At 63.8% G+C, this 24,318-nt stretch carries 20 protein-coding genes; 10 read left to right on the top strand and 10 right to left on the bottom strand.

Going from position 1 to position 24,318, the window contains the following annotated elements:
* Nucleotides 1-75 precede the first annotated feature (75 nt).
* The 6 genes from ACWPW1_RS11030 to ACWPW1_RS11055 form a co-directional block, all read right to left on the bottom strand.
* Nucleotides 76-564: a DUF2934 domain-containing protein gene (locus ACWPW1_RS11030; RefSeq protein WP_323148071.1), complete on the bottom strand. Its 489-nt coding sequence runs from the start codon at nt 562-564 to the stop codon at nt 76-78.
* Nucleotides 561-3,368, bottom strand: a complete 2,808-nt coding sequence (treY, locus tag ACWPW1_RS11035; RefSeq protein WP_454252911.1) for a malto-oligosyltrehalose synthase — start codon at nt 3,366-3,368, stop codon at nt 561-563. Before treY ends, ACWPW1_RS11030 begins: the two co-directional genes overlap by 4 nt.
* Nucleotides 3,365-5,431: a 4-alpha-glucanotransferase gene (gene malQ / locus ACWPW1_RS11040; protein WP_434776488.1), complete on the bottom strand. Its 2,067-nt coding sequence runs from the start codon at nt 5,429-5,431 to the stop codon at nt 3,365-3,367. Before malQ ends, treY begins: the two co-directional genes overlap by 4 nt.
* On the bottom strand, nt 5,428-7,233 hold the full coding sequence (treZ, locus tag ACWPW1_RS11045) for a malto-oligosyltrehalose trehalohydrolase (RefSeq protein WP_454252912.1): 1,806 nt from the start codon (nt 7,231-7,233) through the stop codon (nt 5,428-5,430). The genes malQ and treZ overlap by 4 nt, the downstream gene beginning before the upstream one ends.
* A 159-nt stretch (nt 7,234-7,392) precedes the next feature.
* Entirely contained in the window at nt 7,393-8,976 is a 1,584-nt protein-coding gene (glgA, locus tag ACWPW1_RS11050) for a glycogen synthase GlgA (RefSeq protein ID WP_271654735.1), read from the bottom strand.
* 345 nt (nt 8,977-9,321) lie between these two features.
* The gene (locus ACWPW1_RS11055) at nt 9,322-10,443 is read right to left on the bottom strand and encodes a mechanosensitive ion channel family protein (protein WP_059314777.1); all 1,122 of its coding nucleotides are present in this window, start codon (nt 10,441-10,443) and stop codon (nt 9,322-9,324) included.
* A 337-nt stretch (nt 10,444-10,780) separates the two neighbouring features.
* On the opposite strand from ACWPW1_RS11055, the gene ACWPW1_RS11060 reads away from it, so the two are divergent.
* Nucleotides 10,781-11,152: a response regulator gene (locus ACWPW1_RS11060; protein WP_059314778.1), complete on the top strand. Its 372-nt coding sequence runs from the start codon at nt 10,781-10,783 to the stop codon at nt 11,150-11,152.
* Nucleotides 11,153-11,254: 102 nt separating this feature from the next.
* On the opposite strand, the gene ACWPW1_RS11065 is transcribed toward ACWPW1_RS11060, so the two are convergent.
* The 3 genes from ACWPW1_RS11065 to ACWPW1_RS11075 form a co-directional block, all read right to left on the bottom strand.
* Nucleotides 11,255-11,389 carry a hypothetical protein gene (locus tag ACWPW1_RS11065; RefSeq protein ID WP_257721115.1) on the bottom strand — a complete coding sequence of 45 codons (135 nt, stop codon included), beginning with the start codon at nt 11,387-11,389 and terminating at the stop codon, nt 11,255-11,257.
* Between the two features lie 103 nt (nt 11,390-11,492).
* Entirely contained in the window at nt 11,493-12,716 is a 1,224-nt protein-coding gene (locus tag ACWPW1_RS11070) for an acyl-CoA dehydrogenase family protein (protein ID WP_434776490.1), read from the bottom strand.
* Complete coding sequence (locus ACWPW1_RS11075) at nt 12,713-12,862, bottom strand: hypothetical protein (RefSeq protein ID WP_454252913.1); 150 nt, start codon at nt 12,860-12,862, stop codon at nt 12,713-12,715. The genes ACWPW1_RS11070 and ACWPW1_RS11075 overlap by 4 nt, the downstream gene beginning before the upstream one ends.
* Before the next feature lie 559 nt (nt 12,863-13,421).
* Here ACWPW1_RS11075 and ACWPW1_RS11080 point away from each other — a divergent pair.
* A complete protein-coding gene (locus ACWPW1_RS11080) occupies nt 13,422-14,429 on the top strand; it encodes a fatty acid desaturase (RefSeq protein ID WP_454252914.1) in 1,008 nt (335 codons plus the stop codon).
* A 204-nt stretch (nt 14,430-14,633) separates the two neighbouring features.
* Here the strand turns inward: ACWPW1_RS11080 and ACWPW1_RS11085 are convergent, their stop codons facing one another.
* Nucleotides 14,634-15,548 carry a LysR substrate-binding domain-containing protein gene (locus tag ACWPW1_RS11085; RefSeq protein ID WP_434776493.1) on the bottom strand — a complete coding sequence of 305 codons (915 nt, stop codon included), beginning with the start codon at nt 15,546-15,548 and terminating at the stop codon, nt 14,634-14,636.
* Nucleotides 15,549-15,673: 125 nt separating this feature from the next.
* Between ACWPW1_RS11085 and ACWPW1_RS11090 the strand changes: the two genes are divergently transcribed.
* The 8 genes from ACWPW1_RS11090 (at nt 15,674) to ACWPW1_RS11125 (ending at nt 24,205) form a co-directional block, all read left to right on the top strand.
* On the top strand, nt 15,674-16,501 hold the full coding sequence (locus ACWPW1_RS11090) for an FAS1-like dehydratase domain-containing protein (protein WP_434776494.1): 828 nt from the start codon (nt 15,674-15,676) through the stop codon (nt 16,499-16,501).
* 34 nt (nt 16,502-16,535) lie between these two features.
* The gene (locus tag ACWPW1_RS11095) at nt 16,536-17,699 is read left to right on the top strand and encodes an acyl-CoA dehydrogenase family protein (RefSeq protein WP_434776495.1); all 1,164 of its coding nucleotides are present in this window, start codon (nt 16,536-16,538) and stop codon (nt 17,697-17,699) included.
* 10 nt (nt 17,700-17,709) lie between these two features.
* Nucleotides 17,710-19,059 carry an MmgE/PrpD family protein gene (locus tag ACWPW1_RS11100; protein WP_434776496.1) on the top strand — a complete coding sequence of 450 codons (1,350 nt, stop codon included), beginning with the start codon at nt 17,710-17,712 and terminating at the stop codon, nt 19,057-19,059.
* A gap of 16 nt (nt 19,060-19,075) precedes the next feature.
* Entirely contained in the window at nt 19,076-20,275 is a 1,200-nt protein-coding gene (locus tag ACWPW1_RS11105; RefSeq protein ID WP_454252915.1) for a CaiB/BaiF CoA transferase family protein, read from the top strand.
* Nucleotides 20,272-21,135, top strand: coding sequence for an HpcH/HpaI aldolase/citrate lyase family protein (locus ACWPW1_RS11110; RefSeq protein WP_454252916.1), 864 nt, complete (start codon nt 20,272-20,274; stop codon nt 21,133-21,135). The genes ACWPW1_RS11105 and ACWPW1_RS11110 overlap by 4 nt, the downstream gene beginning before the upstream one ends.
* A 91-nt stretch (nt 21,136-21,226) precedes the next feature.
* Entirely contained in the window at nt 21,227-22,228 is a 1,002-nt protein-coding gene (locus tag ACWPW1_RS11115; protein WP_454252917.1) for a TRAP transporter substrate-binding protein, read from the top strand.
* A 55-nt stretch (nt 22,229-22,283) separates the two neighbouring features.
* Nucleotides 22,284-22,925, top strand: a complete 642-nt coding sequence (locus tag ACWPW1_RS11120) for a TRAP transporter small permease (protein WP_271654745.1) — start codon at nt 22,284-22,286, stop codon at nt 22,923-22,925.
* Nucleotides 22,922-24,205 carry a TRAP transporter large permease subunit gene (locus ACWPW1_RS11125; protein ID WP_434776500.1) on the top strand — a complete coding sequence of 428 codons (1,284 nt, stop codon included), beginning with the start codon at nt 22,922-22,924 and terminating at the stop codon, nt 24,203-24,205. The genes ACWPW1_RS11120 and ACWPW1_RS11125 overlap by 4 nt, the downstream gene beginning before the upstream one ends.
* Nucleotides 24,206-24,318: the final 113 nt, after the last annotated feature.

A 24,318-nucleotide genomic window follows, 5' to 3' on the forward strand; every position in this document is an offset into this window, starting at 1 on the left:
AAAAGGCAGTTGCACGGAGGCCGCAGCGAGGCGGCAGGGGGAAGGCCTGGCCGATTGGCCAGGCCGAACATCACATCACTCGCTGGCGGCGGGCTTGGCCGTCGCCGACTTGGCGCGGGAAGCACGAGGCTTCTTCGGCGTGGCAGGTGCCACACCTACGCCAGTCGCCTCGACATTGGCATCGGCTTTAGCCTTGCTAGCGGTGGTCTTGCTTGCACTGGGCTTGACCGCCTGCTTCACCTTGGAGGCGACCTTCTTGGCGGCCGACTCGACCTTCTCGGTCACCGACTCACCAGCGGCTGCGGCCTCGGTGGCAGCCTTCTCGCTGCCACTCTTGGTCTTGCCAGTGGTGCGCGCCTTGCCTGCAACGGGCTTTTCCGCGCTCGCTGCAGCCGTGGCAGCGCGCGGTTTCTTGGCAGCGGTCTTCTTGGCGACGCCTTCCTGTTCGGCTTCGTACAAGCGGGTCGCCATCTCCCAGTGGCGATCATGTTCATGGGCCGGCCGTCCTTCGGACTCCCAGATCTGATAGGCGAGCTGCTGGATGCGTTCGTCTTTTTGGGTCATTGCGGTGCGGCTCCTTGAGTGATGTCTTGTGTGCTGAGCAATCCAAGCGGAAAACGTGCCAGAACCTCGCCGACAGAAAGCTCTTTCTTCTGGTCATGGACAGACGAAGGGGCAAAAGTTTCCCCAAAACGGTACATGGACAAGGTTTCCGGGAGTTTTATCCGGGTGTCCTGCCACGCCTCTGCAGAAAAGGTGAGCTTCCCACCGGTTTCCAGCAGGTCGGAGGCATGTACCGGCACAATGACGATCACCGCGTGCTGCTGAAAGGTACGGGCGAAGGCCAGCACCTGATCGGCATGGGCTCCCGCGACGGTCAGCGGCAGGTAGGTACCTTCGGTGAACAGCTGCGGTTGCTGCTTGCGCAGTTGCAGCACGGTGGCCAGCACCTGTTGCTTGACCGCGCCGTCCTGCCAGGCGTCCAGTGCCGCACTGGCAGAGGCGTGTTGCGCCAGGGCCTGCTGGCGCGGCGCATAGTCCACGGCGCGGCGGTTGTCGGGTTCCACCAGACTGAAGTCCCAGAATTCACCGCCCTGATAGAGGTCGGGAACGCCGGGCGCGGTGTTGCGCAGCAGCATCTGCACCAGGCCGTTCAGAGCGCCAGCGGGAGCCAGTTCGCGTACGGCGGTCACGATCTCGCCGCGCAGGGCGCGGTAGTCGTCGTTGGTCAGCAGGCCTTCCAGGAAGGCTTTGCAGGCTGCCTCGTAGTCGCCGTTCGGCGCCCACCAGTCGGACTCCAGCTTCTCTTCACGCAGGGCCTTTTCCTGCCACTGCAGCAGGCGTTCCAGATAGGCCTGCAGGCCGGCCTGATCGTCGGCTTCCAGGTGCAGCGGCCAGCTGGCGAGCAGGGTCTGGTAGAGCATCAGCTCATCGCCCGGGGTCGGCGCGGGAGCATCGTTCCACTGGCCACGCAGGGGAGCCGCCTGATCCATCCAGCCACTGACCTGGGCGATATAGGCATCCGGTCGTTCGGAGACCACCGCCAGACGCGCACGGGTGTCTTCGCCGCGCTTGTGGTCGTGGGTCGCAGTGGTCAGCATGTTGCGCGGGAAGTGCTCGGCGCGCCAACCGCTGGCCTTGTGGAAGGCACTCACGGGTTGGGCGAAATGCTGGGGATCGAAACCCACATCGTTGCGCGAGAGCAGAGGGGCTGAACGATAGCAGGCGGTGTCTTCCACAGCCTTGGCGGCGATGGGCGAGGTGAGTTGCTGGAACTTGGTGATGGCGCGACGCTGTTCGCGACGGGCCACGCTGCCCACCGGCTTGTGCCGCGGTGCATCGCCACCCAGCCAGGCGCGCAATTGCTCCAGCAGCGGCTGTTCCGCTTCGCTGACGTGGGGGCGGGCCGCTTCCAGCGCGGTATCGAACCACTGGGCATCGGCACCGACGAAACCAGCTGCGCCGGCATAGGTGCGATAGACCTTGAACTGCACGATCAGCTCCAGCAGCACCCGGCGGATGGCGCCCTGGCTGGTGTCACGGGTACGCCAGTCCTGTTGGGCCAAGAGGTGCAGGGTATGCACGGCCGATTCGAATTCGCTGGACAGCGCGCCGGTGAGCACCAGGCGCCGTGCTTCCCGTACCTCTTCGAGGAAGTCCTCGGTACGACCGGTCTGCTCGGCCCAGAACTGACGCAGGGGCGCTTCGCCGCTGGCGGCATGCTGCACCGCCGAGACCTCGTTCATGAACTCGTAGCCGGTGGTGCCATCGATGCCCCAGCCTTCGCGCAGCTGCTCGCCGTCGGCCAGGATCTTCTCGATATAGATGGGGAAGCCATCTTCCGGCGCACCATCGGTGCGGCTGGCGCAGAGGTCGTCCACGCGGCGACGCAGCTTGCGGCAATAGGCACGGGGATTGGCCAGGCCGTCGATGTGATCCAGGCGCAGGCCGTCGAGCAGGCCTTCGCTGATGAGGCGGAAGATCAGCGAATGGGTTTCCTCGAACACCTCGTGGCGTTCCATGCGCAGGCCGCCCAGTTCGGTGATGTCGAAGAAGCGTCGCCAGTTGATGTCGTCCGAGGCGGTACGCCAGCTGGCCAGGCGGTAGTGCTGGCTTTCCAGCAAGGCGTGCAGGCGTTCCTGGTTGGCGGGCTGGCTACCGTCGAAGGCGGCGACCGCTTTCTCGATGGCGGCTGCCACGGCCGGGTCCTTGGCGGCGTCCGCCAGCTGGCGCTGGGCGCCGTGGGCTTCTTCCAGGTCCTTGGCACGCGCCGAGAAGGCATCAGCGAAGAGGCTCAGTTGAGGCAGGTCGCTCTCGCGCAGGATCTGGCCATAGGTGCCTGGGTTGATGGGGAAGTGGTGGGCGTAGTACTCCACGCGGAAGGCGCCTTGCTCGGCGTCGAACACCAGCTTGAGGTCACCGGCCTGCAGCACGTTGCCATAGGCATCTCCCAGGAAGGGCAGCAAGACCTGGCCTTGCAGATCCGGGTCCGGTCCGTACCAATTGATGTCATAGAAGCTGGCATAGCGGCTCTGGCGTCCCCATTCGAGGATGTCCAGCCACCAGGCGTTTTCCGAGCCACCCACATTGGTGTGGTTGGGCACGAAGTCGGCGATCAGGCCCATGCCGTGCTCGCGCAGGCGGGCCACCAGGCGACGCAACGCCTCTTCGCCGCCCAGCTCAGGGTTGACCCGGGTCGGGTCGACCACGTCGTAGCCGTGCACGGACCCGGCGCGGGCCGTGGTGATGGGGGATGCATAGACATGGCTGATGCCCAGCTTGGCGTAATAATCGACCAGGGGCAGGGCATCGTCGAAGGTGAAATCCTTGTGGAACTGCAGGCGTACGGTAGCGCGCAAGCGACTCATCGAGTGTTCTCCGGATTGTTACGGGCAGTGCTCAGCACGCTTAGGCGTCGTTCAGGGGTGGTTGCGTCCAGCAGGCGCTCCGCAGGAGCGTCCCAGCGGCGCAGCCAGTTGGGATGTTCGTTGGTGGTGCCAGGCAGGTTGGCCTGTTCCAGCTGACCCAGGGCGTCTTCAACCGGCAGGATGATCAGTGGCGCAGGGGTGCGGCCGATGAACTCGATGGCGGCGTCGACGGCCTGTTCGACATTGCTTTCGCGGGTGTCGTCCAGCTTCAGCACCTTGGCCAGGTATTGACGATCCTCGGCGCGCTCGTCGAGCCGGTCCTGGCGCGTGGTGCCGTCGGGCAGCAGGCCGAGCTTTTCCTGCCAGTCGGCATCACGGCCCTGCCACCAGCCGGTGAGGGTTGGCAGATCGTGGGTGGTGGGCATCCCCATGGCGGTGTCCGACCAGGCCGCGGCGGGCTTGAAGGCCTTGTCGTCGCGTTCGAACAGCAGTATCTGCATACCCATGACGGCGCGCTCGGCCAGGCGTTCGCGGAACCCCTCGGGCACCGTGCCCAGGTCCTCGCCCATGACCACGCAGCGATGGCGCCAGGACTCCAGGGCGACCAGCCGCAGCAGGTCGTCGATGGGGTAGGAGAGATAGGCACCGTCGGCCGGGGAAGCGCCCTCGGGTACCAGCCAGAGGCGCTGCAGGCCCATTACGTGATCGATGCGCACACCGCCGGCGTGAGCGAAGTTGGCCCTGAGCATCTCGATGAAGGCGCGGAAGCCGTGCTTGACCATCCCGGTGGGCGAGAAGGCGGAAATGCCCCAGCCCTGGCCCTTCTGGTTGAGCAGGTCCGGCGGACAACCCACGGTGACCGAAGCCAGCAGTTCTTCCTGACGACTCCAGGCCTGGCTGCCACCCCCATCCGCGCCCACGGCGATGTCGGCGATCAGACCGATCTTCATACCCGATTCTCGGCACTGCTTCTGGGCGGCGGACAGCCCTTCGCTGGCCAGCCACTGGGTGAAGGCATAGAACTCCACGTCCTGGGCGTGGCGTTCGGCGAACTCAGCCACGGCAGGATTCTTGGGGTCGCGATACTGCTGCGGCCAATGCTGCCAGCTCGGCGAGGCATTACCCTGGGTGAAGGAGGCATGCAGGGCTTCGAAGCGGCAGTGATTCTCCAGGGCTTCGCCACCGTCGCGGCGGAAGGCCTCGAAGCGCTCGCGCAGTGTGCCGGCGGCGGTGCGAAACTCCAGATGCAGGGTGCGCAGCAGGCGCAGCCGCAGCTTGGCCAGGGCCGGCCAGTCGATCAGCTCAAGCTGTTCGAGGCGCTCGGCTTCCGCCTGCAGGCCGGCACGCTGCATGGCCTGACGCACGGGCTCGGCGCCCAGCACCAGCTCTGGCGCGGCATAGAGCACATTGAAGAACACCCGACTCGACGGCGAATAGGGGCTGTAGCGACTGCCATCGGCGCTGAACATGGCGTGCAGCGGGCTGATGGCCAGGGCATCGGCGCCCTTGCCGGCAGCTGCCTTGGCGAGCTGCACCAGACCCTGCAAATCGCCCGCACCGCTGCCACCGTCGCGTCTGAGGCTATAGAGCTGCACAGCCAGGCCCCAGAGCCGGGCCTGCTCGTCGCCTGTAGCGTCGGCGATGGTGAAGCAGCGCTCCGGCGCAACGGCCAGGGTCAGGGCTTCACCACCGATTTCTGCCTGGTGATAACCGACGGCACTGATGGGCGCGAGCTGGCCCTGGTCATCTACCTGACCTTCCAGGCGCTCGCCGTCTTCCAACTGCACCTCATAGCGGACGCCACGCTTGAACTGGTCGGGTGTCCCGACGGGTTTACCGACCACGGCCGTGAGGAGGGGTGGCAGGTGATCCTTGTCACCGACCTCGGCCAGCTTGCGCAGGCTGGCATCAATGTCCGCGTCACTGTCCGCGGGTAGCTCGATGGCCTTGAGCAGATTGCGTAGCGCCTCGGGGCTCACCCGTTGGCGCTTGCCATCGTAGGCGGTCCATTCGATGGCGATACCGGCGGTCTTGGCTAATTGTTCCAGACGATCTCCACTCATGCCTGTTTCTCCAGCCAGACCAGTGCGCAGTGGGCAGCCAGCTGACCTTCCTGACGTGCTGGCGTTGCTGCAGCGTCGCTGCTGTGCAGCAATTCACCCTGGGGCGCCTCGTCCACCTGCACGGCGTTCTCGCTCAGGTTGAGTTCGATGGTCAGTCGGCTGCCATCGGCCAGGCTCCAGCGTGCCCGCACGGCGCGGTCAGCCAGGGCTTCGGCGCCTTCGGCACGAGCGCCTTCCAGGCGCGGGAAGAGTTCCCGGCGACGGATCTCCAGCAGCTCGCGATACAGGCCAAGCCAGGCGGCATGGTCAGGCTGATCGGCCTCGCCGAAGTTGGGTTTGGAATTTTCGAAGGTCTTGGGCGCATTCGGATCGGGGATCTGCTGGCGATGTTCTTCACTGGTGAAGAAGTCGAAGTCCTTGAACTCGTTGCGGCGGCCATCCCGTACCAGTTCGGCCAGCTCGTCGTTGTGGCTGGTGAAGAACAGGAAGGGTTGGCGGCTGCCCCATTCCTCACCGATGAACAGCAAGGGAATCATCGGGCTGAGCAGCAGCAGGGCGGTAGCGGCCTTCAGTGCGGGTTCCGGCGCCAGTCGGGTCAGGCGTTCACCGAAGGCGCGGTTACCCACCTGGTCGTGGTTCTGCAGGAAGATGACGAAGGCCGAGGCGGGCAGGTTCTTGCTCGGTTCACCCCGGGCCTTGCCATGACGGGTCGGCTCGCCTTGATAGATGAAGCCTTCGCCCAGGCAGCGCACCAGCTTGGCGGTCGCATCCTCGGTGAAGTCTTGGTAGTACCCTTCGTTCTCACCGGTCAGCAACGGGTGCATGACGTTGTGCCAGTCGTCCGCCCACTGGGCGTCGTAATGCCGTCCGCCCAACAGTGTGGCGGTGTTGTCTTCGTTTTCCAGCATGAGGTGGACATGGCGACCCGGCTCGACGGTACTGCGGATCTCCTCGGCCATTTCCTCGAGGAAGCCCTTGTCGCCAATGGCGTGGACGGCATCGAAGCGCAGGCCGTCGCTGCGGTACTCCATCAGCCACATCAGGGCGTTGTCGATGAAGTAGCGGCGCACGGCGTCCTGGCGGAAGTCGATGGCGGCGCCCCAGGGGGTATGGATGTCTTCGCGGAAGAAGCGCTCGGCGTAGGCGTGCAGGTAGTTGCCGTCGGGGCCGAAGTGGTTGTAGACCACGTCCAGATAGACCATGACGCCATGGGTGTGGGCGGTATCGATCAGCGACTTGAGATCGTCGGGGGTGCCGTAGGAAGCTTCCACGGCATAGGGCAGGACGCCGTCATAGCCCCAGTTGCGACTGCCCGGGAACTCCGACAGTGGCATCAGTTCGATGGCGGTGACGCCCAGCGCGGCCAGGCGAGGTACCAATTTCTCCACGCCCGAGAACCCGCCCAGGGTGCCGACATGCAATTCGTAGATGACGCTTTCGTGCCAGGGACGACCCTGCCACTCGACGGACTGCCAGTGGTAGGTGGTGGGGTCGATGACGATGCTCGGCTCGTGCACATCGCCGGCCTGGGCGCGGGAAGCGGGGTCCGGGACCAACAGATCTTCGATCTGATAGCGATAGCGGGTGCCGGCACCGCACTGCGCCTCCACTGCGAACCAGCCGTCTTGCTCGGCTTCCATGGGGATGGTCATGCCGCCTTCCAGCACCACCGACACGGCGTCGGCGCTGGGCGCCCAGAAGTGAAACAGCGTACGGTCCTTGCTCACCAGGGTGGCACCGGCGCGGGTTTGCCAGGCGTAGCCCCCGGTTACCGCGGCTGCGTCGCGCGAAATATCAGTCATGGATGGAGAACTCCCGAAACCGGACGGCAAAAAAGGCACTGCGGCCCAATTGGCCGCAGTTGCTGTTATGACCGGTGAGAGTTGCTCAAAGTTGGGCGGGGTGAGCGCTTTTCGTCGGCCTTTTGGCCAGGGAAAAGCGCTTGGTAGCCACGTCGGACATCAGACGCCGACGTGACGCTCCTGGTGAGCGGTGGCCTGGAGCAAATCGAGGTACAGCGAGGCATAGGGTTTGGCGCATTCGGACCAGAAGAACGGCCCTTGCATGGCCCTGTGACGCATGGCCAGCAGCAGGCCCTGGCGTTCGAAAACGCCCAGGGCGCGATCGATCGCACCGATGTAGTTTTCCAGCGACAGCGGGGCGAACAGGAAGCCGGTAGTGCCGTCTTCGATGCTGTCAGCCAGGCCGCCGGTACGGGTAGCGATTGGCAGCGAGGCGAAGCGCTGGGCATACATCTGGCTCAGGCCGCAGGGCTCGAAGCGCGAAGGCATCAGCAGGAAATCGCTGCCTGCATACATGCGTCGGGCTTCCGTCTCGCAAAAGCCGATGTGGGCGCTGACACGACCCGGATAGCGCAGAGCAAGAGCACGCACCTGCCGCTCGATGTGCGGCTCACCGCAACCGATGATCATCAACTGGCCGCCGCGGGCGACGATGTGATCGGCCGCCTGGATGGTCAGATCGATGCCTTTCTGCTGGACCAGACGCGAGACCACGGCGAACAACGGGCCATTGGACGGCTCGAGGTCGAATTCCTCGCGGATGCGGGCAGCGTTGACCGCCTTGCCGTCCCAGTCGGATTCGTGGAACTGCTGGCACAGGTGCGGATCGCTGCAGGCGCTCCAGCCATCGTCGATGCCATTGAGCAGACCGGTCAGCTTGCCCTGACGAGCCTTGACCTGCAGCAGGCCTTCAAGCCCGCAGCCGAATTCCGGGGTGGTGATTTCCTGGGCATAGGTATGGCTGACGGTGGTGATGTGGTCGGCGTAGACCAGGCCGGCCTTGAGGAAGGACACCTTGCCCCAGAATTCCAGACCTTCCATCTGGAAGGCGTGGGCGGGAATATCCAGGTCGGCCATGACCGAGGCCGGGAACAGGCCCTGATACGCCAGGTTGTGGATGGTGGTCAGGCAGGGGGTAGTGGCACCCTTCCAACGCAGGTAGCCGGCGGCAAGGCCCGTCTGCCAGTCGTTGAGGTGCAGCAGATCCGGCACCCAGCGAATGGAGGCGTCGCCCAGGGCGAAATCGGCAGCGGCGCTGGCAAGACGACCGAAACGGATATGGTTGTCAGCCCAGTCGGCGCCGTTCAGGTCGCCATAGGGATTGCCCGAGCGCTCGTAGAGCTCAGGGCAGATCAATACATAGACGACCAGCCCGTCGTCCAGATTGACGCGACCGATGTCGCAGGCCGGCATGGCAGCACGGGCGGCGATGCGGCCGACCATCTGCACCCGGTCCTTGATCGCGGCCATCACCTGACGATAACCAGGGATCAGTACCCGAACGTCATGGGAGGCGGCGAGGGCGCGGGGCAGGGCGCCGGATACCTCGCCCAGGCCGCCGGCCTTGACGAAGTCGGAAATCTCCGGGGTAACGAAAAGAATACGCTTGCGGCTTTCAACAACGGAGCTCAGCGTCAGCTGAGGCTCTTCAATACGCTTGTGAGGAGAGCTGGATCTGGTGGTGCGAGTGGCAGTTTCTACGGGCTCCAGAGCCCCAAATTTCCCCACGACGGCATTTGCCATGGTGCGCTCCCAATGCAGCAAGTTCGAGACTGAGGTTTACCTGATTGCTTCTTCCTGAAGCTCGATGCTCCTGGTTCAAAAACGCCTACAGCCGAGCTGCTACAGCCTTTTTGCCGGTCATCTCTTCTGAGATGTCTGGAATTGGGCGAGAACTGCTTCGCGGATTTCCAGATTGCTCTCGCACTGACTCATGGACAACGTCACAAGTTTCCCGCGTGAATGTTGCGGTTATCCTTCGTATTGCCAGATGCGTGCCCAAAGCTGACGATCATCTCTGGTGCGCTAAGGAATAAATGGCAAGTGAAGCGTTTTTTGCGCACCAGATCGCCGTAGATGACTACCAAGTCAGACTTCTGGCTGTCGCACCGCAGGTTCATGCCTTTCGTCGGAATGTAATGAAGGAAGATGATCGCGACGGCCCAGCTCGGTTCGCAGCTTGGGCAGACAGAGGGGGAATTCGCGGTTGACATAGGTGATCAGCCGCTCGCGCACGAAACAGCGCAGGTCCCAGTTCTTCGAGGAGTCGCCAGAGCTCACCAGCACTCGAACCTGCATGGATTCGCTCGAGGCATCAGTGACCTGCAGCACGCAGACGCGGCCATCCCATAAATGGGGCACTTCGGCACAGGCGCGTTCCAATTCGGTGCGGATCGGCGCCAGCGGCAATGAATAATCCACCCAGATGAATACCGAGCCGATCAGGCTGGAGGAGGAGCGAGTCCAGTTCTGGAAGGGTGTCTCGATGAAGTACTGGAGTGGCACTACCAGCCGGCGATCATCCCAGATGCGTACCACCACGTAGGTACCGGTGATCTCTTCCACCCGGCCCCATTCGCCCTCGACGATGACCACGTCGTCCAGCCGGATCGGCTGGGTCACGGCAATCTGCAAGCCAGCGATGAGGTTGCCCAGCACGGGGCGCGCCGCGATACCGGCCACCAGGCCGGCGACGCCAGCCGAGGCCAGCAGGCTGGCACCCACCTGCCGGACGGCCGGAAAGGTCATCAGCATCAGGGCGATACCGATCAGCAGCACGACGAAGCTGAGGCTGCGCACCAGTACCCGGCTTTGTGTCTGGATCCGACGGGCGCGCAGATTGTCGACCACATCCACCGGATTGCGCAGGGCGATGGTGGCGCCCACCGCCTTGACCATGCGCAGGCCCAGCCAGGTGAAGGCGGCGATGCTCAATAGCCCGGTCACATGCTGTACCGCACGCAACAGCGGCAGGGCATCGGGTGCTGAGTTCCAGACACCCTGGAGCACGACCAGCGGCACGGCGAGGCGTGCGGGTTTCTCCGCGTACTTGACCAGGTTGCGAGCGAGCAGGAAAGGGTTGGCCAGGCGGCGGATGGCGGCGAAGGCCAGGATCAGGGCAATGGTGCTGATCAGCAGGGCGACCGCCGCCGCGATCAGGGTGGTGATCCAGGGGGCGGTGAGCCAACCCGTCCAGTCGATGGCCGTCATGCGCTTTCTCCTATGGCAGACGGCTTCCCATGATCCTGAGAGCTGACGCGCCTGAATCGCGGGAAGCCCTTCGAGATACCTGGATTCCGACTGGAGCGGCCACCCGCGGTTCCCTGATCACCCGCCGAAACCCCTTCAGGAGTTAATACCACCCCTATGGTGTCTGGCCGTGTGCGGATCCCTTCTGCCTTTTTCTGTCGAGCAGTGAGGCAGGATGTCGCACCTCCGGTCTAAGCTGAGAGGAGACTGCGCAGCGGACGCAGGATAGGAGTAGAATTCGCGCCCCAACGAGACACGTCCAGTCAGATGGCGGACCTGCGGAGATCGAGACGGATTTATGAAACCAGTGGTAGTGGTCGTCGAAGACGAGAACATGTTGCTCGGGCTGATGGAAGAAGTGCTCGAAGGGGAAGGCTTTGAGGTACGGACCTTCGGTACTGCGGACCTGGCCTGGGAACACCTGTCCAGCGCGCAACCCACGCCGGACCTGCTGATCACCGATGTCCGCATGCCGGGCGCCATCGACGGCCTGGAGTTGGCTCGTCGCGTCAAGCAACAACTGCCGGGCCTGCCCATTATCGTCTCTTCCGGATACTTCGAAGAGCTGCAACCCGAGCGCGCACCGGACATCTACTACCTGCCCAAGCCCTGGCGCTTCGACGACCTGCTGGCCGGCTGCTTCCGCTTTCTCAATCAGCGCAAGGGCTGAGGGCAGTCCTCTCGCTGGAAGGCTGGCCGCGCGAAGCGGCCTGCGCAGAGAGCACCAGGCTGACCGTGCTCAGGGGCCTGTCGGCCTTTGAGTACGGATGGATCAGTCGCCCAGGACGTCGATCAGGCCCAGTACGAAAAACAGCACGATGCACACCGCCGCGACCGCGACGGGGATGAAGCGCGGATCCTTGATCGCCTTCCACATGACCTGACGATTACGGCGAGACCTTTCCATGACGGCGCTCCAAGAGGGAAGCCGGCAAGCTTAGCGCATCACCGAAGGTGGCGAACAGCGGTGCGGGGCGGCTCGCTTCGCCGTTTTCGACTGCCGTGCATGCTCAGGCAACACCGATCTTCCATTGGGGTGGCGGGGCAGTGCCATTGACCGCGAAGTCACCGACGATCCGGTCCTTGTAGATGCGCGGATTGTGGGAGGCGAGAGTGCGAGCATTGCGCCAGAAGCGATCCAGCCCCTGGGGCTTCAGCGTCGCCGATGCGCCCAGGGCGTCGAACAGGCGGCCGGAGGCGTCGAGGATGAGGTCCGTAACCACATTCAGCGACTGGCAGACCTCCAGTTCGGCCAAGTCCACCGCGCGATCCTCAGCGGCGGGATCGTTTGCGTGCCTGAGGTCATAGGCCCTTTGCAGCGCCTCGGCATTCTTTAGGGTGATCACCCCGGCGCAGTAGGCGGCGCTGCGCACCTGACCCACCACGGCCAGCACTTGCGGATCTTGGCTGACCCGGTCGGCATTGCCGATGGTGAAGGTACGGGTGCGGGCGGCCACTGCTGCGGCGACCTCGCCGCTCATGGCGCGTCCCAGGCCGGCCAGATTGGCGAGGTGAAACACCTGAAAGAACCCGGGCGAATAACGGAACCGCTCGCCCACCGGCACTACGTCCTCGGGCGCGACCCGAACACTGGTAAAGGTCGCTGTACCACTGGCGGTGAGGGTCTGGCCGAAGCCGTTCCAGTCATCCACTACCTCCACGCCGGGGGCGTCGCGGCGAAGGGTGGCCGTTACCCTGTTGCCCGCGTCGTCGGTGGCGCCCACGTCGATCCAATCGGCATAGAGCGAGCCGGTGGTGTAGAACTTGGTGCCGGAAAGCAGCAAAGAATCTCCGTCCCGGCAGAGGCAGGTACTGAACTCGGCACGCCGGGCGTCACCCACTTCGCTTGAAGCCGGGCCCAGGGTCTCGCCGGCGGAGATACGGGCGAACCAGCGCCTGCGCCGCGCCTCGTCCTCACTGTTCAGCAGCCCTTCGACAAAGCCCATATGCCCGCGCAGGGCCTGGACCAGGTTGGAGTCCGCCTCACCCAGTTCGATGAGCAGGGCAAAGAGCTCCGGCAGGGTGATACCTGCCCCGCCGTATTCGATCGGCAGACGCAAGGCGGTGAACCCCGCCGCCTTCAGCCAGCCAAGCTCCTCTACGGGTAGACGCCGTTGTACTTCACGCGAGATGGCCCCCTCGCGGATGCGCCGGAACAGCGGCTGAAACTGCGCCGAGAGTTCGGCGTATCGATCGGAAGGGCCTGCGCCCCAGCCTGCGCAAAGGGTACTCATGCGAACGGGGCTCCTTCAGATCCTGTCAGCGAGGTCGCAAGCTGGGTGATGCCAATACGGGCCATCGCCGTGTGCGCCATGTCGGTACGGCCGATCAGGAGGGCAGCCGCGACAAAGCGTTGGCCTGGCGCCCCGAGCAGCGCCATGGACGACTCCCGAGATAAAGCCGGGCGGCAACTGGTGAGGCCTTGGTTCGCCTCTGCGAGTCCGGCCTGGGGCCGTTGGCCTATTACCAAATCGGCCCAGGGATGCCCGGATTCTTCCCATTCAGTGGCATGGTTCGCGATGGGCGTTTGGGTGACATTGTCTGTATAAGGAGAGCGAGTAAAAAAGAGCATGGTGAGTTCATGACCACTAGGGAGGTTGCCAAAGTCTAGAAATACAACCTGGCGATCGACCAATGCTCAAAACTGCTAAGCATATGCACCGGCTTCGAATATCAATATCGCTGTCCATTGCGCAACAGCGGTAAAATCGGCGAAATATTTTTAATTTTAATAAATGTCTGATTTTTATAGTCATTTATTACTTTAAAAACAAAGAGAAAAGCTGTTTCATCTATTACTGTCCAATGGGCAACAGTGCGAAGCCTATCGGTCGTCAGCCAGCGCTGATCTTTTCATGAGGTAATACCTAAATATTATTTGGCGTCGTTCTCGACCGTACCTAGTGTTGTCGCTCGATTGTCCTGGTTGGGATCTGGCGGTGACTGTCTATCTGGATGCGCGGCATCGCCGCCTGGTCAAAATGCTCTCGCGTACCTTTGCCGCCCACAGTGAGTGGCCTACCTGGGCGCTGGTCTTCGGCGTCTACGGCAGCTGGCTGACGCTCCTCTGTGGCTGGCAGTCGCTTGGCTATTGGACGCTGCCGCCGCTGATACTGGTCGTCGTACTCCATCAGTCCCTGCAGCACGAGCTGATCCATGGCCATCCCACGCGCTGGCCGGGTGCGAACGCCATGCTTGCCTATCCGCCCCTCGGGCTCTGGTTTCCCTTTCCGCTCTATCGCGACAGTCATTTGGCTCACCACCACCGCGAGACGCTCACTGATCCACAACTCGATCCCGAGAGCCGCTATGTCGATGCGGAGCTCTGGGAGCGGAGAGGGCAGGCCGGACGCGCGCTGCTCTGGCTGGACAAGACGCTGATCAGACGTATCCTGGTAGGTCCGGCGCTGGCGCTGCACGGCATGCTCGATCATGAAGTCCGCCGCTGGCGACGCGGCGAGCCTGGCGTGCTGCGCGTCTGGCTGGTCCACCTGGCGCTAGGCGCTGGCCTGCTGGTGGCGGTTCAAGAATTGTCCGGAATGCCCGCGGCGGTCTATGCCCTGGGTATCGCCTGGCCCGGCCTGGCCGTGGCGCTGATCAGGTCCTTCTACGAACATCGGCCGGCACAGGATCCTGCCCAGCGCTGTGTGCTCAACGAGAGCGGCGGGGCGCTGCGGTGGCTGTTTCTCAACAACACCCTGCATCTGGTTCACCACGATCTGCCCGGCTTGCCCTGGTATCTCATCCCGCGGGTCTACCGCGCCAGACGCACGGCCTACAGGATGCGCAGCGGTGATTTCGTGTTCTCGGGTTATCGCGAACTAGGGCGACGTTTTGCCTGGCGTGCCGTCGATGGGCCGCTGCATCCCACTGCGCAGCCTTGGATACATGGCCTATGGATCCAGGCTACTCATATCAGCCTGGATCTTGATAATACCACCCCATGAGAATTGATTAAACCTGTCTTACTCCTCTGCCATAGCGATCAGGCAGGAGAGGTGGGCGGTCATGGCCGGAGCGGCTAGGTTGAACGTAATGGAGCTACCGCCGTTACCAGACGGATCAGAGGGCCCGAATGAAAAGCCGCCCGATGCTGATGGCCAGGGAGCGCCTTTGGCGGCGGAGAGGGGGGACGCTACCGTGTCATAGCGCTAGGCACGTCTTTGAATCCTTCCGCCATTGGCCGAACCCTGCAGCAGCCTGACCAGGGCGCGGACGCTTTCCGGCAGCGCCTCCAGGTCCCTGACCAGGATATTGCGCTCGCGCAGGGCCCAGGTTTCTTCGAGTCTTATCGTCCGGATCTGCATGCTTTGGCCGTGATGCTGGGCAGCGGATTCCGGCAGGATGCCGATGCCAACCTTGGCTTCCACCATGCGGCACACGGCCTCGAAACTGGAGAGCTGGATACGCATGTTCAGGGTGGCGCCCAGTCGCTCCACCTGATCCTGGAGAAAATTCAGCAGGCTGGTGCCCTCGCGCAGGCAGATGTGCTGGTAGGCCAAGGTCTCACGCAGCGTGACCTGATGCTGGTTCGCCAAGGGATGGTCAATCGGTACCACCAGCACCAGCCGGTCCATGCTGTAGGGCAGGATCTGCAGGTTGTTGGCCTCGATCAGGCCGGCGGTGATACCCAGATCGGCTGCGCCATCAATGACGCCCCTGACGATGTCGCGATTAAGGCGCTCCTGAAGGTCCACCGTCACGCCTGGGCGATCAGCGAGATAGCCGGCCAGCAGGCCTGGCAGGAATTCGGTGACCGCCGTGGTGTTGGCGAAGATCCGGATATGGCCGGTGGCATCGCTGCCGTATTCGGTGAATTCGCTCTTGAGAAAGTCGACCTGGCGCATCACCAGGCGGGCATGCTGCAGCAGGCGCTGGCCCGCGGGCGTGAGCTCTACGCCGCGGCTGTCCCGGTATAGCAGACGGATACCGAACTGGCTTTCGAGGGCCTTCACCCGGGCGCTGGCGGCCGCTGGCGAGAGCGCTGCGCGGCGTGCGCCCTGGGTCAGGCTGGGCGACTCGGCGATATGGATGAAAAGCCGCAGGTCAGGCAGGTCAAAATGCATGCTCTTGTGCTCCGTGCGCCTTTCGGGCGTTCAGCCTAGCCGAATGCCGGCTTACACAAATGTAAATTCACAGAACGAAACAACTCCCCGCAAGCTGGTCGTGAGCCCATCGAGGGGAGTCAAGCATGAACAAAACGTCGGCTGCAGCCTGGGTAGGGAGAACGCTCGAAACCCGGGATTTCTTGGGGCAACGCCAGATCGCCCGCATCGCCCATACCCTTGACGAGCTGCCCTTGGCAGCTGGCGAGGCGCTGCCGCCGCTCTGGCACTGGGCTTTCTTCGACAATCCTGTGGCAGGCGCCCAGCTCGGGCCAGACGGTCACGCCTCGCGGGGCACCTTCCTGCCCTCGGCAGAGGGGCGCAATCGCATGTGGGCAGGCGGACGCCTGGAGTTTCTTGGCGAGCTGCGCGTCGACGAAGAGGCCCGCTGCGTCTCGACCCTGCTGCGGGTCGAGGAAAAGGCCGGCCGTAGCGGTAGCTTGCTGTTCGTGACCGTGGAGCATCGCTATTTCCAGCAGGACGAGCTGGTGCTGCGCGAAGAGCAGGATCTGGTCTATCGCGAGCCTGGTGCGTCCAAGGCCGGAAGCGGCCAAGCCATCGCCCTCGGCAGTTGGGCGGAAGAGGTGGTACCGGAACCCACCCTGCTGTTTCGCTATTCCGCGGTGACCTTCAACGGCCATCGCATCCACTACGACTGGCCCTACGCGACGCAGCAGGAGGGCTACGCCGGTCTGGTCGTCCATGGCCCGCTCATCGCGACCCTGCTGCTGCGCAGCTTTCAGCGTGCCCATCCCGCTGCCCGGCTACGCCAATTCAGCTATCGCGGCCTACGTCCGCTGATCGCGCCCACCCCCTTCACCCTGAGTGGTCAGGTCGTCGCACCCGGCCAGGCCGAGCTGTGGGCTGGCAATGCCGACGGTGTGGCCCAGGTCGCCCAACTGCGTTTCGAATGACAGCGGCGCCCATACAACAAGAGAGGAGAGCCCCATGCTGGACGAACGACAAGAGGAATTCGCCGCCATTCGCGACGGAGTACGCGGCCTGTGTACCGGTTTTCCTGCCGAATACTGGCGCCGCCTCGACGAGCAGAAGGGGTTTCCCCAGGACTTCGTCCAGGCGATGACCGAGGCGGGCTGGCTATCCGCGATGATTCCGGAAGCCTATGGCGGCTCGGGTCTGGGCCTGGCTGAAGCCTCCATCATCCTGGAGGAGGTCAATCGCTGCGGCGGCAATTCCGGCACCATCCATGGGCAGATGTACAACATGTTCACCCTGCTGCGGAACGGCAGCGAGGAGCAGAAGAGCACCTATTTGCCTCGCCTGGCCAGCGGCGAATTGCGCCTGCAGTCCATGGGCGTGACCGAACCCACTACCGGCACCGACACCACCAAGATCAAGACCACCGCGGTGCGCAAGGGCGATCGCTATGTGATCAATGGGCAGAAGGTATGGATCTCCCGGGTGCAGCATTCCGATCTGATGATCCTGTTGGCGCGGACCACACCGTTGGAAGCCGTGCAGCGCAAGTCCGAGGGCATGTCGATCTTCCTGGTGGACCTGCGCGAGGCCATCGGCAAGGGGCTCACGGTTCGGCCCATCCCCAACATGGTCAACCACGAGACCAACGAGCTGTTCTTCGATGAACTGGAAATCCCTGCCAGCAACCTGATCGGGGAAGAGGGCAAGGGGTTTCGCTACATCCTCGATGGCCTCAATGCCGAGCGCACCCTGATTGCCGCGGAGTGCATTGGCGATGGTCGCTGGTTCGTCGAGAAGGCCAGTCACTATGCCCGCGACCGCGTGGTGTTCGGCCGGCCCATTGGGCAGAACCAGGGCGTGCAGTTTCCCATCGCCGAGGCCCATATCGAGATCGAGGCCGCCGACCTGATGCGCTGGCACGCCTGCGATCTGTACGACCGTGGCGAAAACGCAGGTGCGGCGGCGAACATGGCCAAGTACCTGGCGGCCAAGGCCAGCTGGGAGGCAGCCAATGCCTGCCTGCAGACCCACGGCGGCTTCGGCTTCGCCACCGAGTACGACGTCGAGCGCAAATTCCGCGAGACACGCCTGTACCAGGTCGCGCCCATCTCCACCAACCTCATTCTTTCCTACGTGGCCGAGCACCTGCTCGAACTGCCGCGCTCGTTCTAGGGTGACCTGCATGACCTATACCGAACGCCTGGCAGCCTTTCTCGGCGAGCTGGCCTACGCGGATCTGCCGGACGACGTCGTGGCCCGGACCGAAGAGCTGTTTCTCGATTGGTTGGGCTCCGCCCTGGCCAGCGACGGCAGCCATCCCATTCCACTGTTTCATGCCTATGCGCAAACCATGGGACCCACCGACGGGCGTGCCCGGGTGCTCGTCGCACCCTACGGCACCTCGGCCTACTTTGCGGCGCTGGTCAATGGCGCAGCCTCCCACCTGGTGGAGCAGGACGACCTGCATAATAGTTCGGTGCTGCACCCCGCCACGGTGGTCTTTTCCGCCGCCCTGGCCGCGGCCCAGGATCTGGGAAAAAGCGGACAGGAGCTGATCATTGCCGCAGTAGCCGGCTACGAGGCGGGCATTCGCATCGGTGAATTCCTCGGGCGCTCCCACTACCGGATCTTCCACACCACGGCCACGGTCGGCACCCTGGCCGCGGCCGTGGCGGTCGGCAAGCTGCTCGGCTTCAACCGGGAGCAATTCATCCAGGTGCTCGGCAACGCCGGTACCCAGGCTGCGGGTCTCTGGGAGTTCCTGCGCGACGCCGCCGATTCCAAGCAGCTGCACACTGCCAAGGCGGCAGCGGATGGACTGCTGGCGGCCTATCTCACGGCCCAGGGGCTGACCGGTGCGCGCAACATCCTGGAAGGTGAGCAGGGTATGGCCGCCGGTTTTTCCAGCGATGCCGATGCCCGCCGTCTGAGCGATGGTCTAGGGCACCGCTGGGCCTTGTTGGAAACCTCCTTCAAGTTTCATGCGTCCTGTCGCCATACCCATCCCGCGGCCGATGCCCTGCTGGACCTGATGCAGCGCGAGCGACTGGCGCCCGAGGACATCGCCCAGGTGACGGCGCAGGTCCATCAGGGCGCCCTGGACGTGCTGGGGCGGGTCGAGGTGCCTCGTACCGTGCACCAGGCCAAGTTTTCCATGGGCACGGTGCTGGGCCTGATCGCTGTGCACGGCAAGGCGCAACTGGGCGAGTTCGCGCATTCGGCCCTGAGCGATCCCGCGGTCACGGCCTTCCGCGCGCGAGTGGGCATGCGGCTGGACCCCGAGGTAGATGCGGCCTATCCCCAGCGCTGGCTGGGACGGGTGGAGGTGACCACTCGCCAGGGCGTCGTCCTGCAGGGACGGATCGACGAACCCAAGGGGGATCCCGGCAATACCCTCGACAGAACCGAACTGGAAGACAAGTTTCGCCGCCTGGTCGCCTTCGCCGGCAAACGCCCACCTGCCGAGGCCGATGCGCTGATCGCTCAGGCCTGGCGGCTGCACGAGTGTGCGGACCTCTACTGCTTCACCTGATCTGGAGTACTCCAAGATGGCTGTCGAAAAACCTCGTCCCCTGGATGGCATCACGGTCGTGAGTCTCGAACATGCGATCGCCGCGCCGTTCTGCTCCCGGCAACTGGCTGACCTGGGCGCCCGGGTCATCAAGATCGAGCGGCCAGGCAGCGGCGACTTCGCCCGCGGTTATGACGAGCGCGTCGCGGGTCTCGCCTCCCACTTCGTCTGGACCAACCGCTCCAAGGAGAGCGTGGCCCTGGATCTCAAGCAGGACGATGCCCTGGCCGTGCTGGACAAGCTGCTTGCCAAGGCCGATGTCCTGTTGCAGAACCTGGCGCCGGGCGCGGCGAGTCGGCTGGGGCTGGGCTTCGAGGCGCTGCACCAGCGCTTCCCCCGGCTGATCGTCTGTGACGTGTCCGGCTATGGCGCCGGGGGCAGCTACGAACGCAAGAAAGCCTATGACCTGCTCATTCAGAGCGAGGCGGGCTTTCTCTCGGTGACGGGTGGCCCTGAGGATGACCAGTTGGCCAAGGCTGGCTGCTCGATCGCCGACATCGCGGCCGGGATGTATGCCTACAGCGGCATCCTCTCTGCCCTGCTGCTGCGGGAGCGGACCGGGGGGGGCAGCCGCGTCGAGGTCAGCATGCTGGAGAGTCTCGTGGAGTGGATGGGCTATCCGCTGTACTACGCGTACGCGGGTATGCCCGCACCTGCACGCGCCGGTGCCGCTCACTCGACCATCTACCCCTACGGCCCCTTTCCGGCCGGCGATGGCGGCACGGTGATGCTGGGCCTGCAGAACGAGCGGGAGTGGCAGCTGTTTTGCGAGCAGGTGCTATTGCAGCCGGAAATGGCCGCGGATCCGCGGTTTTCCGCCAACTTCAAGCGCTCGGCGAATCGGGGCGTCCTGCGTGATCTGATCATCGAGGCTTTCGCGCAGCTCAAGACCGAGGAGGTCATTGCCCGTTTGGAGCGCGCGCAGATCGCCAATGCCCAGGTGAATGACATGGCGGCGGTCTGGGCGCATCCCCAGTTGCGTGACCGCGATCGCTGGCGTGAGGTCGGCAGCCCGGCCGGTCTCTTGCCGGCCTTGTTGCCGCCAGCCAGCAACAGCGCCTTCGCCCCCCGCATGGACCCGGTTCCTGGCCTGGGCGAGCACACCGAGGCGGTGCTGCAGGAGCTTGGGTATGATGCGGCCGCGCTGGACGCGCTGCGCCAGCGGGGTGTGCTATGACCGAGGCTGTCGACCTCAGGCCTGACGACCCTCGCTCCGCCCTGTTCGTACCAGCGACCCGCCCGGAGCGAATCGCCAAGGCCCTGGCCAGTGGCGCCGATGCGGTGATCGTGGACCTGGAAGATGCGGTTGCCGAAGCCGCCAAGACGGCGGCACGTGCTGACCTCGAACAGGCACTGCTCGCAGCGCCTGAGCTCAGGGTCTGGGTGCGCATCAATTCCGCCGCTCACCCGGCGCACGGCGCGGACCTGGCGCTGTGCCAACGGCTGGAGCAGGTGCGCGGGGTGGTGCTGCCAAAGGCGGAAAGCGCCGCTCAGATCGACCACGTCTTGGCCATGACGGCCAAGCCCGTCTGGCCGATCATCGAGAGCGCCTGTGGCCTGGATCGCCTCAAGGAGATTGCCAAGGCTGACGGGGTGGAGCGCCTGGTACTCGGCGGTCTGGACCTCGGCCTCGATCTCGGCCTTGAAAGTGGTACGGCGGCAGCGGAACGGCTGCTGGATCAGGCACGCTTCCGGCTCCTGCTGGAAGGGCGACTGGCCGGGCTGCCTGCGCCGCTGGACAGCGTCTTTCCGGCCATCGACGACTTGCCTGGTCTGGCAACTGCCACCCGCAGTGCCCGCGACCAGGGCTTCGGTGGCCTGCTGTGCATTCATCCCCGCCAAGTCGCCGTGGTGCACGACACCTTGACCCCGACGCAGACGGAAATCGACTGGGCACAGCGGGTGATCGCCGCGAGTCAGGGGGACCTGGGGGTCTTCGTCGTCGATGGAAAAATGGTCGATGCGCCGGTCATAGGGCGTGCACAGCGGCTGCTAAGGCGCCTGGGACGAACACTGTCCAGTGTTAGGCAGAGCTGAAGGCCCTGTTGGGCAATGATGAATTCCCCCCTGGTAAGGGGGCGCGTTAAATAACCCCGACCTGATTACAAAAACAAGATGAGGTGTCGCCATGCCCACGTTTCCCTTCAAGACGCTGTTCTGTGCCGCCGTGTTTTCGTTCGCCGGTTCGCTGCACGCCGCGGATGAAGCCCCCATCACCATCAAATTCGCCCACGTCGTCGCCGAACACACGCCCAAGGGGCAGGGCGCAGTGCTGTTCAAGAAGCTGGCGGAAGAACGCCTGCCTGGCCGGGTGAAGGTGGAGGTCTATCCCAACTCTTCGCTGTTCGGCGACGGCAAGGAGATGGAGGCCCTGCTGCTTGGCGATGTCCAGATGCTGGCGCCCTCGCTGGCCAAGTTCGAGCATTACGCCAAGGCGGTGCAGGTTTTCGATCTGCCGTTCCTGTTCGATGACATGGCTGCGGTCGACCGCTTCCAGGCCGGCCCCCAGGGCAAGGCGCTGCTGACCAGCATGGAAGGCAAGGGCATCACCGGTCTGGCCTACTGGCACAACGGCCTCAAGGTGCTCTCGGCCAACAAGCCACTGCGTGAGCCTAAGGATGCCCGCGGCTTGAAATTCCGCGTGCAGGCGTCCGCCGTCCTCGACGAGCAATTCAAGGCCTTGCGCGCCGCGCCCCGCAAGATGAGTTTCGCCGAGGTGTACCAAGGCCTGCAGACCGGGGTCGTCAATGGCACCGAGAACACCTGGTCCAACTACTACAGCCAGAAGGTCCATGAGGTTCAGCCCTATTTCACCGAGTCCAACCACGGCCTGATCGACTACATGGTCATCACCAATACCAAGTTCTGGCAGGGCTTGCCCGAGGACGTGCGCACCGAGCTGAACAAGGTGATGGGCGAGGTCACTGTCGAGGTGAACCGCCAAGCCCAGGCGCTCAACGACGAAGCCCGCAGCGCCATCGCCAAGGCCGGCACCAGCGAGATCATCGAGCTGACCCCCGCGCAACGCGAGGATTGGCGCAAGGCCATGCAGCCGGTCTGGAAGAAGTTCGAAGGTGAGATCGGCAGCGAGGTGATCGAGGCGGCGGTCAACTCCAACAAAGCCAGCTGAAGACTCGCGAGCGCTTCTTCCTTTCGTCCCCTGTCAGTGGTTGTCGGAGGTTCGTATGTCCGCCGTGACACGTCTTTGGGGCCGGCTAGAGGAGGCGCTCGTCGCCTTCCTGCTGGCGGTCATGACCCTGATCACCTTCGTCTACGTGGTGGTCAACAACGTTTACGCCGTTTTCTATTATCTCGCCGATCGCATCGCCTTCCTGGAAAGGCCCTTGTTCGCCCTGGGCGACGGCATCCTCTTCATCTCCCAGGAAATGACCTGGAGCATCGCCCTGACCAAGGCCGTGTTCGGCTGGCTGATCTTTATCGGCCTGGCCTGGGGCGTGCGCATCGGCGCCCACCTGGGGGTCGATCTGCTGGTCAAGACCTTTCCTCCCGGCCTGCGCAAGGCGGTTGCCTTGGTGGCGGTCGGCATCTGTATCTTCTATTGCGGGCTGATGACCTACTCCAGTCAGCAATGGGTGTCCGCCCTGATGACCGCCAACATCGGCGCCGAGGACCTCGATCGTTTCGGCCTGCGCCAGTGGCACATCGTGATGATCGTACCGATCGGCTTCGCGCTCATGCTGATCCGCTTCCTCGAAGTGTTCCTGCGCATCCTGCGCAACGAGCAGACCGGCTTCGGTGGACACAGTGAAGCCGAGGACGCCCTCAAGCTCGTCGACGGGCAGCACGGCACGGAGCGCCAGCCATGACCATCACCTTCCTGTTCCTCGCGCTGTTCGTCCTCATGTTCATCGGCATTCCGGTGGCCATTTCACTGGGCCTTTCCGGTGCCCTCACCATCCTGCTGTTCAGCAACGACTCGGTGCGCTCGCTGGCCATCAAGCTGTTCGAGACCAGCGAGCACTACACCCTGATGGCCATTCCGTTCTTTCTCCTGGCCGGCGCCTTCATGACCACCGGCGGGGTGGCCCATCGGCTGATCGAGTTCGCCAACGCCTGCGTCGGCCACATCAGGGGCGGCCTGGCCATCGCCGCGATCCTGGCGTGCATGCTGTTTGCCGCCCTCTGTGGCTCTTCGCCGGCGACCGTCGCCGCCGTAGGTTCCATCGTCATCGCTGGCATGGTTCGTTCGGGCTACAAGCGCGAGTTCGCCGCCGGCATCGTCTGCAATGCCGGCACCCTGGGAATTCTCATTCCGCCCTCCATCGTCATGGTGGTCTATGCGACGGCGACGGAATCCTCGGTGGGCAAGCTGTTCATGGCGGGTGTGGTGCCGGGATTGCTGCTGGGGCTGGTGCTGATGGTGACCATCTACGTCATCGCCCGCATCAAGAACATTCCGGCGCTGCCGCGAGCGTCCTTCCAGGAGGTGCTGCGCACCGGCCGGCGTGCCATCTGGGGTCTGATGCTGATCGTGATCATCCTCGGCGGCATCTACTCGGGCATGTTCACGCCCACGGAGGCGGCGGCGGTATCTGCGATCTATGCGGCCATCATCGCCGTCTTCGTGCACAAGGACATGAAGCTCTGGCAATGCCATCGGGTGCTGATCGATGCGGGCAAGCTGACCGTGGTGCTGATGTTCATCATCGCCAACGCCATGCTGTTCGCCCATGTCCTGACCACCGAGCAGATTCCCCAGTCGATCACCCGCTGGGTGGTGGACCAGGGCTTCTCGCCGGTGGAATTCCTGATCGTGGTGAATATCGTGCTGTTGATCGCCGGTACCTTCATGGAGCCATCGGCGATCATCCTCATCCTGGCACCCATCCTGTTCCCGATCGCGGTACAGCTAGGTATCGATCCGATCCACCTGGGGATCATCATGGTGGTCAACATGGAGATCGGCCTGATCACACCGCCGACAGGACTCAACCTGTTCGTTACCTCAGCGGTGACCGGCATGCCGCTGACCACCACCATCAAGGCCGTTTCCCCCTGGCTGCTGGTGATGCTGGCCTTCCTGATCCTGGTGACCTACGTGCCCTATGTGTCCCTCGCCTTGCCTAATTGGTTGGGCATGACCTGAGGTAGAGGAGGGTGGCGGTGTGAAGGAATCCGGTGATCATTCACCGGACTCCTTGCTTTGCTGATGATGGCGGCGTCCTGGGCACATTCACTGGCCTAGCCGTTTCGGTACCT

The organism is Pseudomonas sp. Marseille-Q7302 (assembly GCF_965111925.1).

Excerpts from the sequence above, each read along its gene's own strand:
- ACWPW1_RS11030 (WP_323148071.1), bottom strand. The coding sequence starts at position 564 with ATGACCCAAAAAGACGAACGCATCCAGCAGCTCGCCTATCAGATCTGG.
- treY (WP_454252911.1), bottom strand. The coding sequence starts at position 3,368 with ATGAGTCGCTTGCGCGCTACCGTACGCCTGCAGTTCCACAAGGATTTC.
- malQ (WP_434776488.1), bottom strand. The coding sequence starts at position 5,431 with ATGAGTGGAGATCGTCTGGAACAATTAGCCAAGACCGCCGGTATCGCC.
- treZ (WP_454252912.1), bottom strand. The coding sequence starts at position 7,233 with ATGACTGATATTTCGCGCGACGCAGCCGCGGTAACCGGGGGCTACGCC.
- glgA (WP_271654735.1), bottom strand. The coding sequence starts at position 8,976 with ATGGCAAATGCCGTCGTGGGGAAATTTGGGGCTCTGGAGCCCGTAGAA.
- ACWPW1_RS11055 (WP_059314777.1), bottom strand. The coding sequence starts at position 10,443 with ATGACGGCCATCGACTGGACGGGTTGGCTCACCGCCCCCTGGATCACC.
- ACWPW1_RS11060 (WP_059314778.1), top strand. The coding sequence starts at position 10,781 with ATGAAACCAGTGGTAGTGGTCGTCGAAGACGAGAACATGTTGCTCGGG.
- ACWPW1_RS11065 (WP_257721115.1), bottom strand. The coding sequence starts at position 11,389 with ATGGAAAGGTCTCGCCGTAATCGTCAGGTCATGTGGAAGGCGATCAAG.
- ACWPW1_RS11070 (WP_434776490.1), bottom strand. The coding sequence starts at position 12,716 with ATGAGTACCCTTTGCGCAGGCTGGGGCGCAGGCCCTTCCGATCGATAC.
- ACWPW1_RS11075 (WP_454252913.1), bottom strand. The coding sequence starts at position 12,862 with ATGGCGCTGCTCGGGGCGCCAGGCCAACGCTTTGTCGCGGCTGCCCTC.
- ACWPW1_RS11085 (WP_434776493.1), bottom strand. The coding sequence starts at position 15,548 with ATGCATTTTGACCTGCCTGACCTGCGGCTTTTCATCCATATCGCCGAG.
- ACWPW1_RS11090 (WP_434776494.1), top strand. The coding sequence starts at position 15,674 with ATGAACAAAACGTCGGCTGCAGCCTGGGTAGGGAGAACGCTCGAAACC.
- ACWPW1_RS11095 (WP_434776495.1), top strand. The coding sequence starts at position 16,536 with ATGCTGGACGAACGACAAGAGGAATTCGCCGCCATTCGCGACGGAGTA.
- ACWPW1_RS11100 (WP_434776496.1), top strand. The coding sequence starts at position 17,710 with ATGACCTATACCGAACGCCTGGCAGCCTTTCTCGGCGAGCTGGCCTAC.
- ACWPW1_RS11105 (WP_454252915.1), top strand. The coding sequence starts at position 19,076 with ATGGCTGTCGAAAAACCTCGTCCCCTGGATGGCATCACGGTCGTGAGT.
- ACWPW1_RS11110 (WP_454252916.1), top strand. The coding sequence starts at position 20,272 with ATGACCGAGGCTGTCGACCTCAGGCCTGACGACCCTCGCTCCGCCCTG.
- ACWPW1_RS11115 (WP_454252917.1), top strand. The coding sequence starts at position 21,227 with ATGCCCACGTTTCCCTTCAAGACGCTGTTCTGTGCCGCCGTGTTTTCG.
- ACWPW1_RS11120 (WP_271654745.1), top strand. The coding sequence starts at position 22,284 with ATGTCCGCCGTGACACGTCTTTGGGGCCGGCTAGAGGAGGCGCTCGTC.
- ACWPW1_RS11125 (WP_434776500.1), top strand. The coding sequence starts at position 22,922 with ATGACCATCACCTTCCTGTTCCTCGCGCTGTTCGTCCTCATGTTCATC.